Genomic DNA, 13,495 nt, shown 5'->3' with positions numbered 1-13,495 from the left:
GATGGCGCGCACACGCGACACCACCGTCCCCGAGGAGACGACGTCCCCCGAGCCCGAGTTCGAGCCCGGCGAGGGTGACGGCGGCATGTTCGGGGACGGGCCGCCCGCCCGCAAGGCGCAGAACTTCTGGCCCTCGGCCAAGCGCCTCTTCTCGCTGCTCGGCCCCGAGCGCGCCCGGATGGTCCTCGTGGTCGCCCTGGTCTCGCTGTCGGTCGTCCTCACCGTCATCGCGCCCAAGATCCTCGGGCAGGCGATGGACACGATCTTCAACGGCGTGATCGGCTCCCAGCTCCCCGCCGGCGTCCCGCTCGAGCAGATCATCGAGCAGCAGCGCGCCTCGGGCAACGGCACCTTCGCCGACATGCTGGCCAAGACCGACATCGTGCCCGGCGCGGGCATCGACTTCGTGGTCCTCGGCCGCCTGATCATCATCGTGCTGCTGATGTACGTCGTCGCGTCGGTGCTCATGTGGGCGCAGGGCTACATCCTCAACGGCCTCGTGATGCGGGTGGTCTTCGGCCTCCGTCAGGACATCGAGGCGAAGCTCAACCGCCTCCCGCTGCGCTTCTTCGACACCCGGCAGCGCGGCGACGTGATGTCGCGCGTCACGAACGACGTCGACAACATCCAGACGGCGCTGCAGCAGGCCTTCTCGCAGCTGGTGCAGTCGGTGCTCACCATCATCGGCATCGCCGCGATGATGTTCATCGTCTCGTGGCAGCTCGCGCTGATCGCGCTGATCTCGATCCCGCTCTCGGGCGTGATCGCGGGCGTGATCGGCGCCCGCTCCCAGAAGCTCTTCGCCGCCCAGTGGAAGAACACGGGCGCGCTCAACGGCCACATCGAGGAGACCTTCTCCGGGCTCGAGATCGTCCGCGCCTTCGGCCGCGACCGCGAGATGCTCGAGGAGTTCGACCGCCGCAACGACAGCCTCTACACCGCCTCGTTCGGCGCCCAGTTCGTCTCGGGCATGATCATGCCCGCGATGACCTTCGTCTCCTACCTCTCCTACGTGCTCATCGCCGTGGTCGGCGGCCTGCGGGTCGCCTCCGGTCAGCTGACGCTCGGCGACGCGACCGCGTTCATCCAGTACTCGCGCGAGTTCACCCAGCCGGTGACCCAGCTGGCGAGCATGGCGAACATGCTGCAGTCCGGCGTCGCCTCGGCCGAGCGCACGTTCGAGCTGCTCGACGCCGAGGAGCAGGAGCCGGAGACGGCGACCGCGTCGCTCCCGCAGCGCACCGACGGCCACGTGGAGTTCGAGGGCGTCTCGTTCTCGTACGACCCGGAGCAGCCGCTGATCGAGGACCTGACCTTCTCGGCGCAGCCCGGGCAGACGGTCGCCATCGTCGGTCCGACCGGCGCCGGCAAGACCACGCTGGTCAACCTGGTCATGCGCTTCTACGAGCTCACCGGAGGGCGCATCCTGCTCGACGGCGTCGACATCACGAGCCTCGCGCGCGGCGATCTGCGCTCGCGCGTGGGCATGGTGCTGCAGGACGCGTGGCTCTTCCAGGGCACCATCCGCGAGAACATCCGCTACGGGCGCCTGGACGCGACCGACGAGGAGATCGTCGACGCGGCGAAGGCCACCATGGTCGACCGCTTCGTGCGCCAGCTGCCCGACGGCTACGACACGGTGCTGGACGCCGACGGCGGCAGCGTCTCGGCGGGCGAGAGGCAGCTGATCACGATCGCGCGCGCGTTCCTCGCGAACCCGTCGCTGCTGATCCTCGACGAGGCCACCTCCTCGGTCGACACCCGCACGGAGCTGCTCGTGCAGCACGCGATGAACGCGCTGCGCACCGACCGGACCTCGTTCGTCATCGCGCACCGGCTCTCCACGATCCGCGACGCCGACACCATCCTGGTGATGGAGTCGGGCCGGATCGTCGAGCAGGGCGCGCACGAGGCGCTGCTGAAGCAGCGCGGCGCCTACTACGAGCTGTACATGACCCAGTTCCGCGGAGGAGGGGACGAGGCGGGCGAGCACGCCGCAGCGGGCGCGCTCCCGAGCGGGGGAGGGGTCTCCCCGTAGAGTAGGCGCGTGACCGACGCACGCCAGCAGCTCATCGAGTACATCGGCTCCGACGCCGTCTTCCACGGGGACTTCACCCTCACGAGCGGCAAGAAGGCGTCGTACTACGTCGACCTGCGCCGCGTGAGCCTCGACCACCGCGTCGCGCCGCTGATCGGGCAGGTCATGCTCGACCTCATCGCGCCCATCGAGCGCGTCGACGCCGTCGGCGGCCTCACCATGGGAGCCGACCCGATCGCCGCCGCGATCCTCCATCAGGGCGCCGCCCGCGGTCTCGCCTACGACGCGTTCGTCGTGCGCAAGGAGCCCAAGGACCACGGCCGCGGCCGGCAGGTCGAGGGCCCCGACCTCGAGGGCAAGCGCGTCGTCGTCGTCGAGGACACGTCCACCACCGGCGGCTCGCCGCTGAAGGCGATCGAGGCCCTGCTGAAGGTCGGCGCCGAGATCGCAGGAGTCGCCGTCGTCGTCGACCGCGCGACCGGTGCCCGCGAGATCATCGAGGACGCCGGCTACCCGTACTTCGCCGCGATCGGTCTGGCCGACCTCGGCCTGAGCTGATGGTCGACGAGGGGGGACGCGGCGGGGGCCCGGGAGGCGGCGAGCACCCGGAGCCGGAGGGCCGCGGGTCCGAGGGCCGCGAGCCGGAGGGCCGCGAGCCCGAGCTTGCCGGATCGGAGACCTCCGAGCCGGAGCGTGCCGAGCCGGAGCGACCCGAGCCGGAGCGTCCCGTCGGCAGCAGCGAGTGGCTGCTCCAGCAGCTCAGCGGCGGCCGCCTGAAGAGCATCTTCGATTCGCCCCGCCCCGTCCCTCCCGTGGAGGAGTCGCGCGCGGAGCGGACGTCCGGTCCTGCTGAGTCCGCAGCCGACGAGGCCCACGCGTCAGCGGAGGAGCGGAGCGTTGCGAGCGAGTCGGCCTCCTCCGCCGACGCGGCCGGACCGTCGTCGAGCGACCGCGACTCCGACACTGCGCCGCGCCGTGCCCCTGCCGCTCCGGTCGGCCTGTGGCCGGGGGAGCCCGTGCTGAGCGCGACGCCCGCCGCCGAGGAGGCCGACGGCGACCTCCCGAAACCCGCGGACGACTCCGCTCGGGTGGAGGAGCAGGACGCCGACGCCGACCGCGGAACGGTCGTGGAGCCGGAGCGCTCCTCCGACCGCGACGGCGTCTCTGCCGAGGGACGGAGCTCTCCGGGCGACGACACGGGAGTCTCCGACACGGGAGCCCGCGCCATGGGAGTGCACGAGGCGGGTGCCCGCGAGGCGAGTGCCCGCGAGACGGGTGTCCGCGAGGCGGGTGCCGGTGGGACGACTGCCCGCGACACGAGTGCCTCTGATGCGGACGTGTCGGACGAGGACGCCTTCGACGCGTTCTTCGCTCCCCTCCTCGACGACGATGCCGACGGCTCCGGCTCCGACGCCTCCGCCGATGCCGGCCGCACCGAGGTGCACCGCCGCGGGGCGGACTCCGTGCGCCCGGTCCTGCCGCACACCGACCCTCCCGCCGACCTGCCGACCGCCCCCGCCGGGCTGCGCAGCGCCCACCGGCCGGACGACGAGCCCGATGCCGGATCCTCGACCGACGTCGACCCGGCGGGCCGCTCCGGCGTCCCCTCCCCCGCCGACGGACGCCCGGTCGGCGCGACCCCGCCGACTCCGCGCGAGCCGACTCCGCCCGCCGTCTACGAGTGGCCCGACCCGCGAGGGGACTGGGACCAGCCGCCCGTGTGGGAGCAGGTCGTCGCTCCGCATGACGAGCCCGACGAGGACGGCGGCGACGAGGAGCTGTGGCGCGAGACCGCCGGCGCCTACTCGTGGAACCTCGAGCCGGCCGCCGAGCCCGCCGACCGCGCCGAGCCCGCGCCCTTCCGCACCGCTCCCGCGGCCGCCCACGTCAACGCCGCTCCGCCGCGGAAGCGCCGCTCCGCCCGGTCCCGACCCGAGAGCCGCGAACGCGACTCGGCGCCCGCCGCAGCGCCCGCGTGGCGCACGCTCAGCCGACGCCGGCTCCTGATCGGCCTGATCGCGGCGGGTGCGGTGATCCTCCTCGCCGGGCTCTTCGCGATCGGCATCGCCGTCGGGAGCGCCGGCGGCCGAGCAGAGCCGCAGGCCGTCCCGGTCGTCAGCGAGACGCCCACGGCGGAGCCGACCCCCTCGCCCACGCCGACCGCGACCCTCCCGACTGTCGGACCGCTGCCCGTCGGCACCTGGGCCTGGAGCGCGCTCCTCGGCGGCGAGTGCGTCGAGCCCTTCGACTCCGTCTGGGCGGAGGAGTTCACCGTCGTGGACTGCGCGGGGGCCCACTCCGCCCAGCTCGTCTCCACCGTGGAGCTGACCGACGCGGCGTTCCCCGGCCAGGACGCCCTGGCCGTCACCGTCTCCTCGCTCTGCCAGGCGCAGGGCGTCGTGGACGTCGCCGCGGCCGAGACCTACGGCGACGTGCAGGTCGCCGGTGCGTTCCCCGTCACCCAGGAGCAGTGGGACGCGGGCGAGCGCAGCTACTACTGCTTCGTCGACCGGGCGGGCGGCGGCGAACTGACCGGCTCCCTCGCCGGCACTCCCGCGGCCTGACGCGCGCCGTCCCTCAGGCTTCGGGGGACGCCGCCGGGCACCGGCCCGGTGCACCCGGCCGAGCCGCGGAGCGCCCAGTAGGATCGCTCGTCGTGCAGGAGAACGAGGCGACCCCCGCGACCGGACCCACCGCCTCCGTGGAGCTCACCACGAACGGCGTCGGCCCCTGGCAGGGGGAGCGGCCCGAGGACGACCGCCTCGACCCGGAGCTGCTGGAGCGTGGCGACGCGCGCAACGTGGTCGACCGCTTCCGCTACTGGCGGATGGACGCGATCGTCGCGGAGCTCGACCGCACGCGGCACCCGTTCCACGTCGCGATCGAGAACTGGCAGCACGACATGAACATCGGCTCGATCGTCCGCAGCGCGAACGCGTTCGGCGCGGAGGGCGTCCACATCGTCGGCCGGCGGCGGTGGAACAAGCGCGGCGCGATGGTCACCGACCGCTACCAGCACGTCCAGCACCACGAGACGGTGGCCGACCTCGTGCAGTGGGCCGCGGAGGCGGACGTGCCCCTCCTCGCCGTCGACAACGTCCCCGGCTGCGTTCCGCTCGAGACGTACCGGCTCCCCGAGCGCTGCCTCCTGCTGTTCGGGCAGGAGGGACCCGGCCTCTCGGAGGAGGCGATCGCCGCCTCGGAGGCCGTGCTCGAGATCTCGCAGTTCGGCTCTACCCGGTCGATCAACGCCTCGGCGGCGGCAGCCGTCGCGATGCACGCCTGGGTGCTGCAGCACGTCCGCTTCTGACCCCCGCGAGCCGCGGTGCCGTGTCAGGAACCGGCGCCCGACCCACTGCCGGGCCGCCGGGACTCAGACCGCCGAATCCGGCGGGAACTCGGACTCCAGCGGCTCCGACGACAGGAGCTCGTGCACCCCGCTCAGCACCTCGTCCGGGCGGAACGGATAGCGCTCGATCTCGGCCTCGTCGCTGATCCCCGTCAGCACCAGCACGGTGTGCAGGCCCGCCTCGATGCCCGCGACGATGTCGGTGTCCATCCGGTCGCCGATCATCCCGGTGTTCTCGCTGTGCGCGCCGATCTTGTTCATCGCCGAGCGGAACATCATCGGGTTCGGCTTGCCGACGACGTACGGATCCTTGCCCGTCGCCTTCGTGATGAGCGCCGCGATAGCCCCCGTCGCCGGGAGCACGCCCTCGGCGCTCGGCCCCGTCGCATCGGGATTGGTGACGATGAAGCGCGCACCCGCGACGATCAGGCGGATCGCCTTCGTGATCGCCTCGAAGCTGTAATTGCGGGTCTCGCCCACGACCACGTAGTCCGGCGCCGTCTCCGTCATGATGAAGCCCGCCTCGTGCAGCGCGGTGGTGATCCCCGCCTCGCCGATCACGAACGCGCTCCCGCCCGGCTTCTGCGACGCGCAGAAGTCCGCCGTCGCCAGAGCGCTCGTCCAGATCCGCTCCTCCGGCACGTGCAGCCCCGACCCGCGCAGCCGCGCCGCCAGATCCCGCGGCGTGAAGATCGAGTTGTTCGTCAGCACCAGGAACGGCGTGCCCGAATCGGTCCACTCCTGGATCAGCTCGGGCGCGCCGGGGAGCGCCTTGTTCTCGTGCACCAGCACGCCGTCCATGTCCGTGAGCCAGGCCTCGACTTCACTGCGGTTCGTCGCCATGGGTCGATGCTATCGGCGGCACCCCCGCGCACGACGGCGACGACCGGCGAACCGCCCGGCTCCCTCCGCTGACGCCCCTGTGGAGGGACGACCGTCGTGCGCCGGACGGCCGGACCCCGGACCCGCACAGCCGCGAGCGGGATAGCCTGGGAGGCATGAGTGGCGAGAACCTGCTGGGCCCCGAACCGACCCTCCTCCCCGACGAGCCCGCGGTCACCGCGGCCCTCGCGAAGCACGCGAACCCGGGAGCCGTCGAATTCGCCGCCCTCGCCGCCGCCCACCCGCGCTCCCCGCTGGCCTGGGCACTGCTCGCCGACAGCGTCTGGGGCATCGACGCGGCCCTCCCCTCCTACGCCTACGCCCGCGTCGGCTACCACCGCGGCCTCGACCTCCTCCGCGGAGCCGGCTGGCGCGGCCAGGGTCCCATCCCGTGGCGCCACGGACCCAACCGCGGTTTCCTCCTCGCCCTCTACGCCCTCCGCCGCGCCGCCGACTCGATCGGCGAGACGGAGGAGGTCGCGCGACTCACCCATTTCCTTCAGCAGGCCGACCCGATCGCCATCGACGAGATCGAGCGCTATCACGAGGACGCGCTTCCCCCCACTGCCGCCATCGTCATCCTCGGCAACGACTAGGCGGCGCCGGGGACGCGGTCCCGGGGGCGTCGGGCTCGGAGGCCGGCCCGGAGGGCTTGAGGCGGAGTCGCGATCCCGTCCACCCGCAGTCCTGCGCATCGTCTGCGGTCGGCGTGCCACCCACCGGCGGGGATCCGGCGGAAGCCGGACCGCTCAGGTCCTCCTCGTCCCTTCCCCTGGGTAGTGTTCGCTCCTGTGGCGCTCTTCTCGGACCTCCCCGTCCTTCCCGTTCTCAGGCGCGCACGCGAGCGCGATCGCCTCGCGTCCGCAGAGGCGGGCTGCTGGGCGTGACACGGTCGGCGGGGGAGGCGCCGGTGAGCCGGTGGCGCCTGCGAGTCGCCGGGACCACGGCGGTCCTCGCCTTTCTGCTCCTGCTCGTCTGTGCCGATCCCTTCGGATCGGACTCCTCGCGGCAGTTCGTCCGGATCGCCCGCTCCCATGATCCGACTGGTCTCGTCCACGCCCTGGGTGGAGAAGGGATCGCAGTCTGCGCTCTCGCCTCACCGGCTGCAGCGGCGGCAGCCGCGCTGGTGGCGGCGAGCAGCCGTCGACCCTTCGTCCCCGCACTCGGAGTGCTCGCGCTGCTCGAGGGGGCGTCGACCGTCGAGATGATCGTCACTCCGCCGTCGGTCGGTGGCGTGCTGTACGGCCTCCTCTCGGTTCTCGCGGGCACGGCGGTCGGGGCGCTGGTCGGCACGATCCTCCGACGAGTCGTCCCGAATCGATCCGCTGCACGCTCACTGCGGATCCTCTGGCGCACGTGGCTCGCCGTCCTCCTCGCCGTCGCACTGCTCGCCGCGGTGGCGGTGCCCCTCTTCGTCCGCCCCGTTCTCGATCCCGTGGGGGGAGCCGATGCGCTCGTGGTGCTGGGTCCTGCTACTGATCGCAGGGTCGGCCGTGCGCTCGCTCTGCTCGAGGAGCACCGGGATGTCACCCTCGTGCTCTCGACTCCGCGCCTGGAGAACGGTTCGTTCGCCCGAGCCGAATGCGATGCCGGCGAGGAGGTCAGAGTCGTCTGCTTCACTCCCTCCCCGTTCACTACGGGCGGTGAGATCTCCGAGCTGAACACGCTCTCCTCGGAGTACGACTGGACCTCGGTGGCACTGATGACCTCCACTCCGCATGTGACCCGGGTCCGCACGATCGCGTCTCGCTGCCTGCGCACACCGTTCTCGGTCGGCTCGGTCGACGAGCCGCGGCGGGTGAGCGAGTGGACTCTGGCGGTCGTCTATCAGGTGCTGGCGTTCGGCAAGCTGCTGATCCTGCAATCCTGTGAGAGCGGCCGCTCGTGAAGAAGGATCCGCCCCTTGGGCCCCCCTTCTAGGGGCGGAACCATGGATCCGCGTCGTCGTTCCAGGAAAACGACAGAGTCTCCTCTGCTTCCCTCCGCGGTCGGGGGGTGCGGCCGTCGACAGCCGATGGCGGGATGATCCGAGCATGAGGAGATGACGACGACTCTCGAAACAGGACCCGGATCCCGCCGCACGTTCCTCCGCTACGGAGGGGCCGCGGCCGCGGCCGCCGTCGTCGCCGCACCCGCCGCGGAAGCCGCGGACGAGACTATACCTGCGACCCGCGTCAACGGAATCCACAACTACCTCGAATTCGCCGGGGCCACTGACGAGGACAAGCTCCGCGCCGCGATCGACTATTTCGTCGCCGCTCGCCAAGAGGTCACGTTGACGATCTCGAAGAGCTTCAAGATCACGCGCACCCTCGTGATCGACTCCTCGTACATCTCGCTCGAGTTCACCTGCGGTCCGCTGAATGCGACCGCCATCACCAGCGGTCCTGCTCTCACGGTGATCGGCAGTGCCACGTCCGGCTATCCCAACAACAGGGCGGCGATCACCGGACTCCGTCTGCTGGGGCCGGGAGCGTCCGCGACGGCCAGCACCGGAATCCTGTTCAACACCGACAGCACGACTGCCGCCACCACGCGCGGGCTCGGGCTCTGGGGTCTGGAGATCTCGGGCTTCGGGACCGGCGTGTCCTTCGAGAACGATGCGTTCCTGATCAGCTTCTACAACTTCCACATCTTCCGCTGCAGGACCGCCGTGTCCATGCCCGCAGGCAGAGTCAACTACGGCGAGAACATCAAGTTCATCGGCGGTGGGATCGGCACCAGCACCCTCGGCGTCTACAACGCCAACCCGAACGGCGAGCTGCACTTCGTCTCGACGTCGATCGACTTCTGCGTGCAGGCCGTGAAGGTCGACGCGGGTCGGGTGATCCTGCACCAGCCGCATATCGAGATCAACGAGAGCGGCGCGAACTCCACGCTCTCGCAGTTCGTCACCGGGTCGAATTCAGCTGCGCAGATCTCGATCTCAGGCGGACACCTCTTCTTCCATCAGGTCCCGGTGGCCAACTACCTCTTCGAGACCACTGCAGGAGGGTGGGGCGGTGGAATCCAGGTCCATCAACTGTCGATGTTCAATACGCAGATGAAATCGGGATACCTCGCCGGTGGCACTGCGAAGGTCCGTATCAGCCAGCACGTCACCTCGGACGGGAACGGCAGCGGTTCGGGGCAGGGGTCGATTCTGCATTCGAAGGCGGCGAACAAGCTCGTCGACGGGAACTTCTCTCTCGCAGCGCCCGTCGACGCGTTCCTCAACGGCGCCGACGCGACGAGCCGCACCACCAGCCCGTCCATGACGCTGACCACCAGCGGCAATCAGCTGCTGATGACCCGAGTGGCCGGCGGTCCCGGTCCGTCGGTCTCCATCGACGTCCCCGTCACAGCGGGGCTGCTGTACGGCGTCGACTTCACCATCGCGGGATCCACGTCGACGGGCACGATGTACGTGTCCGAGTCCTTCGTCGCCGTGACCGGCGAGTCCTCGTCGGGGATCCCGATCGTCGCTCGGAGCAGCGCCCGCCCCGTGTCGAATCTCGACCTCGCCGGCGCGAACGCACAGGCTCCCTTCCGCAAGACCTATCCGCAGACGACCTGGAACCGGGTCGCTCCTGCGTGGGCGACGCACTTCCGGCTGCGGTTCACCTTCGGATCGGTGACAGCAGGAGTGACTCGCTTCTCGGAGATCGTCATCACCGAACTCTGACGGGGGCGGCGGGTGACGGACCTCGAGAAACCCGACTGGTAGCGTCAGACCATCCCTCGCCGGCCGAGGTCGTCCGCTCCGTCGCCGAAGCGGGCGTGTCGCGGTCCGATCACAGGCCATGGCGCCCTCTCCCAGGTCGTCTCGTGGTGCCCGGGGCGGTCCGCCGAAGAGACGAACGAAGGAGAAGCAGGCGAATGATCCGGGCGCTCTTCTCCGTGAAGGACTTCTCCGGCTCGAGCAACCCGTACATCGAGCTGCTCGTCGGTTCGTTCCCGGCGTCGGTGGAACCGGTCGCGTTCACCTGGCGACGTGCCCTTCTCGGGCGCTACGACGTCTTCCACGTGCACTGGCCGGAGTACCTCTTCCGTGCCCCGCGCGGCCCGCGCCGCTGGCTGAAGTCCGCCCTCGCCTTCGGGCTCATCGCCCGGCTGCTCGCGTCTGGGACGCCGATCGTCGTGACGATGCACAACCTCCGACCGCACGAGTCGGGCAGTGCCGTCGAGAGTCTCCTCGCGCGCTGGCTGGACCGGCTCACGGACGTCCGCATCTATCTGAACGAGTCCGACGAGAACGACCTGGACCGGGGAGTCGTCGTCCTGCACGGCGCCTATCCGGAGTCGGCCTCGGTCCCGGGCCCCCGTGAAGCGGGTCGGCGCATCCTGTTCTTCGGGCAGATCCGGCCCTACAAGGGACTCGAGGAGCTGATCGCGGCCTTCAGCGCACTCACCGACGGCGAACTCGTCATCGCCGGCGCGGCCGCTGTCCCCGAGTACGCCGACGAGGTGCGCCGAGCGGTCGGAGCCGACGGTCGCGTCCACCTGCGGCTCGGCCACATCGACGACGCCGACCTGGACGAGCTCCTGGCAGGCGCGGACCTCGTCACCCTGCCGTACAAGTACCTCTACAACTCCGGAGCCGCGCTGCTCGCCCTCGGCGCGCGGAAGACGATCCTGGTCCCGGCGACCGGATCGACGCGGGCTCTCGCCGCGGAGGTCGGGGGCGGCTGGGTGGAGCTGTTCGACGGCCCCGTGTCGCCGGCAGCGTTGGAGGCGGGCCTCGAGCGAGCGCGCCGGCACGGAGAGAGGGAGCGACCCGACCTGTCCAAGCGCGAGCGTTCCCTCGTGGGAGCGCTGCACGGCGCCGTGTACGAGGCGCTCGTCGCTGCAGGCCGAGGTCGAGGACGAGCCGGGAAGGGGAGGAGAGCCGCGACGCTCGCTCGCCTCCGCGCAGACCCCCGCTTCCTCCGGCATTCCGAGCTGAATCGATGAACGAGCCGCAGGGAGTGGCATGAGCACGGGGAGCGCCGCAGCGAAGGGCGCGAAGGTGACCCTCCTCGGGCAGTGGTCCAAGTTCGTCCTCCAGACCGCCAGCACTGTCGTTCTCGCGCGGCTGCTCGCGCCGGACGACTTCGGGCTCTTCGCGATGGTGGTCGCGATCGCGGGCCTCGCGACGCTGCTCGGCGACTTCGGGCTCTCGACCGCCTCCATCCAGGCGAAGGAGATCTCGCAGCACCAGCGCAGCAATCTCCTCTGGCTGAACGTCCTGGTCGGCCTCGTGGTCGCCGCGGTGTTCTTCTCCTGCTCGACGGTCATCGCCGCCTTCTACGCTCGTCCGGAGCTGGCGGACGTCGCCCGGGCGCTCTCGCTCAACTTCGTCCTGCAGTCGGTGACCACGCAATTCGTCGCCAACGCCTCCCGCAACCTCCGCTTCCGACTGCTGGCCGTGGCGGACGTCAGCGCCCAGGCGGTGGCCTTCGCGACGGCCGTCGTCATCGCCTCGGTCGGCGGGGGTGTCTGGGCACTCGTCCTTCAGCAGCTCACGATCTCGGCAGCGATGCTCATCATCGTCGTCTCGACCTCGCGCTGGGTCCCGAGCCTCCCCCACCGCGCTCCGATGCGCCCGCTGCTGACCTTCGGCCTCAACACGTTCGGTGTCCAGGCCGTCAACTACATCAGCGCCAACGTCGACAACGTGCTCCTCGGCCGTTTCTGGGGACCGCAGGCCCTGGGCTTCTACGACCGCGCGTACCAGCTCTTCCGCCTGCCCGTGCAGCAGATCGCCGCTCCGATGTCACGGGTCGCCCTGCCGATCCTGTCGCGGCATCAGGACGACCTGAGGACCATGAACCGCTACCTCCAGCGCGCGCAGGTCTTCATCGTCTACGTTCTCGGCGCCGCGTTCTTCCTGGCGGCAGCCCTCGCTCCGCCGCTCGTCGAGCTGGTCCTCGGACCGCAGTGGAGCATCTCGGCCTCGCTCTTCGCGATCCTCGCGATCGGCGGGCTCTTCCAGTCGATGGGATACGTCTACTACTGGGCCTTCGTCTCGCTGGGACTCACGGGTCTGCAGCTGCGCTACTCCTTGATCACGCGGACCTTCATGGTGCTTCTGATCGTCGCGGGGGTCCCCTTCGGGTCCACGGGCGTCGCCCTCGCCGTGTCGCTCGGGCTCCTGCTGAACTGGCTCGTCCTGAGCCTGTTCCCCATGCGCCGGACCGGGCTCGACGTGGCGTCTCTTCTGCGCGGAGCCGCGCTCCCGATGCTCGTTCACGCCACCGTGTTCGCCGCGGTCTTCTCGGAGCGCTGGTTCCTCACCGTCCACCTGCTCGCTCCCGTCCAACTCGCCATCGGGGGGGTCACCGGGATCGCGTGCTACGCGATCTGGTTCCTGCTCTGCGCGCCGGTCCGTCGCGGAGTCCACGAGACCGTCGCCGTCGTCAGGAAGGCCCTATGAGCGTCGTCCGCTCCGTCCCCGTCTACAACTGGAACCCGGGCCGGAACACGCTCCCGTTCCTCGAGCGCTATCCGATCGGACCGCGCGTCAACAACTTCGGCGACCTCCTCGGACCGGTCGTCGTCCGCCGGATCCTCCAGGAGCGAGGAGTCGGGCACGCCCTCCGCCGGCCCGGCAGCGGGTCGGTCCTCTCCGTCGGATCCGTGATGCACAAGGGCCGGGACGGGGACATCGTCTGGGGTACCGGAGTGAACGGCAAGGTCGCGCTCTCCACTCACCGTTTCACTCGTCTGGATCTGCGCGCCGTCCGCGGACCGCGATCCCGCGACTGGCTCCGCGAGAACAAGGGACTCGACGCTCCCGCCGTCTACGGGGACCCTGCTCTCCTGCTTCCCGACCTCTTCCCGCGCCTCCGCGCGAGCGCGGCGACCAAGCGATCCGCGCTGGCGGTCGTCCCGAACCTCAACGAGATCGACCGCTTCCGCTCGCACCCTGCTTTCGTGGACCCGCAGCGGCCCCTCTGGGAGGTGCTCGACCGGATCGCGAGCAGCGACGTCGTCGTCGGCTCCTCTCTGCACGCCGTCGTGATCGGCGAGTCGCTCGGGATCCCGGTCGGCCTCATCGCGTCCAGCGCCGAGCCGCCGTTCAAGTACCAGGACTACTTCGAGGGGACAGGACGGACCGGGTCGGAGTACACCCTCTTCGACGATCTCGACTCCGCTGTGGCTCACGCGACGCGGATCCGGCTGGACTCCTACGCGCCCCTGGCCGCGTGGGATCCGGCGCCCCTGCTGGACGCCTTCCCGATCGACCGCTGGCGGCGCTGAGGACG

11 protein-coding genes are annotated in these 13,495 nt (G+C 70.6%); 10 read left to right on the top strand and 1 reads right to left on the bottom strand.

The genetic code is table 11. The annotated features are described in order from the left end of the window. The first annotated feature begins 1 nt into the window (after position 1). The 4 genes from C5C29_RS07935 (at position 2) to C5C29_RS07920 (ending at position 5,348) form a co-directional block, all read left to right on the top strand. Positions 2–2,038 carry an ABC transporter ATP-binding protein gene (locus C5C29_RS07935; RefSeq protein ID WP_104250682.1) on the top strand — a complete coding sequence of 679 codons (2,037 nt, stop codon included), beginning with the start codon at positions 2–4 and terminating at the stop codon, positions 2,036–2,038. Between the two features lie 9 nt (positions 2,039–2,047). Next, positions 2,048–2,596 carry an orotate phosphoribosyltransferase gene (gene pyrE / locus C5C29_RS07930; RefSeq protein WP_104222804.1) on the top strand — a complete coding sequence of 183 codons (549 nt, stop codon included), beginning with the start codon at positions 2,048–2,050 and terminating at the stop codon, positions 2,594–2,596. Next, positions 2,596–4,602, top strand: a complete 2,007-nt coding sequence (locus C5C29_RS07925; protein ID WP_104308212.1) for a septum formation family protein — start codon at positions 2,596–2,598, stop codon at positions 4,600–4,602. The genes pyrE and C5C29_RS07925 overlap by 1 nt, the downstream gene beginning before the upstream one ends. A 92-nt stretch (positions 4,603–4,694) precedes the next feature. Further along, the gene (locus C5C29_RS07920; RefSeq protein WP_104250680.1) at positions 4,695–5,348 is read left to right on the top strand and encodes a TrmH family RNA methyltransferase; all 654 of its coding nucleotides are present in this window, start codon (positions 4,695–4,697) and stop codon (positions 5,346–5,348) included. Positions 5,349–5,411: 63 nt separating this feature from the next. Here the strand turns inward: C5C29_RS07920 and C5C29_RS07915 are convergent, their stop codons facing one another. Continuing rightward, positions 5,412–6,230, bottom strand: coding sequence for an HAD-IIA family hydrolase (locus C5C29_RS07915; RefSeq protein ID WP_104225721.1), 819 nt, complete (start codon positions 6,228–6,230; stop codon positions 5,412–5,414). Positions 6,231–6,385: 155 nt separating this feature from the next. Between C5C29_RS07915 and C5C29_RS07910 the strand changes: the two genes are divergently transcribed. The 6 genes from C5C29_RS07910 (at position 6,386) to C5C29_RS07885 (ending at position 13,490) form a co-directional block, all read left to right on the top strand. After that, entirely contained in the window at positions 6,386–6,865 is a 480-nt protein-coding gene (locus C5C29_RS07910; protein ID WP_104308211.1) for a DUF3151 domain-containing protein, read from the top strand. Between the two features lie 530 nt (positions 6,866–7,395). Beyond that, positions 7,396–8,157: an ElyC/SanA/YdcF family protein gene (locus C5C29_RS07905; protein WP_146083470.1), complete on the top strand. Its 762-nt coding sequence runs from the start codon at positions 7,396–7,398 to the stop codon at positions 8,155–8,157. 153 nt (positions 8,158–8,310) lie between these two features. Then, positions 8,311–9,933: a twin-arginine translocation signal domain-containing protein gene (locus C5C29_RS07900; RefSeq protein WP_104308210.1), complete on the top strand. Its 1,623-nt coding sequence runs from the start codon at positions 8,311–8,313 to the stop codon at positions 9,931–9,933. A gap of 194 nt (positions 9,934–10,127) precedes the next feature. Then, entirely contained in the window at positions 10,128–11,201 is a 1,074-nt protein-coding gene (locus tag C5C29_RS07895) for a glycosyltransferase (protein ID WP_104247495.1), read from the top strand. A 19-nt stretch (positions 11,202–11,220) separates the two neighbouring features. Then, positions 11,221–12,663, top strand: coding sequence for a lipopolysaccharide biosynthesis protein (locus C5C29_RS07890; protein WP_104225718.1), 1,443 nt, complete (start codon positions 11,221–11,223; stop codon positions 12,661–12,663). Further along, positions 12,660–13,490, top strand: a complete 831-nt coding sequence (locus tag C5C29_RS07885; RefSeq protein WP_104308209.1) for a polysaccharide pyruvyl transferase family protein — start codon at positions 12,660–12,662, stop codon at positions 13,488–13,490. Before C5C29_RS07890 ends, C5C29_RS07885 begins: the two co-directional genes overlap by 4 nt. The last annotated feature ends 5 nt before the right edge of the window (positions 13,491–13,495 follow it).

The sequence above is a fragment of the Rathayibacter sp. AY1H2 genome, from assembly GCF_002931985.1.
GTDB lineage: Bacteria > Actinomycetota > Actinomycetes > Actinomycetales > Microbacteriaceae > Rathayibacter.
The sequence above is the reverse complement of the archived record's forward strand: the minus strand, read 5'-3'. Positions and strand labels throughout refer to the sequence as shown.

Coding starts and splice junctions, on each gene's coding strand:
- C5C29_RS07935 (WP_104250682.1), top strand. CDS start 2: ATGGCGCGCACACGCGACACCACCGTCCCCGAGGAGACGACGTCCCCC.
- C5C29_RS07925 (WP_104308212.1), top strand. CDS start 2,596: ATGGTCGACGAGGGGGGACGCGGCGGGGGCCCGGGAGGCGGCGAGCAC.
- C5C29_RS07915 (WP_104225721.1), bottom strand. CDS start 6,230: ATGGCGACGAACCGCAGTGAAGTCGAGGCCTGGCTCACGGACATGGAC.
- C5C29_RS07910 (WP_104308211.1), top strand. CDS start 6,386: ATGAGTGGCGAGAACCTGCTGGGCCCCGAACCGACCCTCCTCCCCGAC.
- C5C29_RS07900 (WP_104308210.1), top strand. CDS start 8,311: ATGACGACGACTCTCGAAACAGGACCCGGATCCCGCCGCACGTTCCTC.
- C5C29_RS07895 (WP_104247495.1), top strand. CDS start 10,128: ATGATCCGGGCGCTCTTCTCCGTGAAGGACTTCTCCGGCTCGAGCAAC.
- C5C29_RS07890 (WP_104225718.1), top strand. CDS start 11,221: ATGAGCACGGGGAGCGCCGCAGCGAAGGGCGCGAAGGTGACCCTCCTC.
- C5C29_RS07885 (WP_104308209.1), top strand. CDS start 12,660: ATGAGCGTCGTCCGCTCCGTCCCCGTCTACAACTGGAACCCGGGCCGG.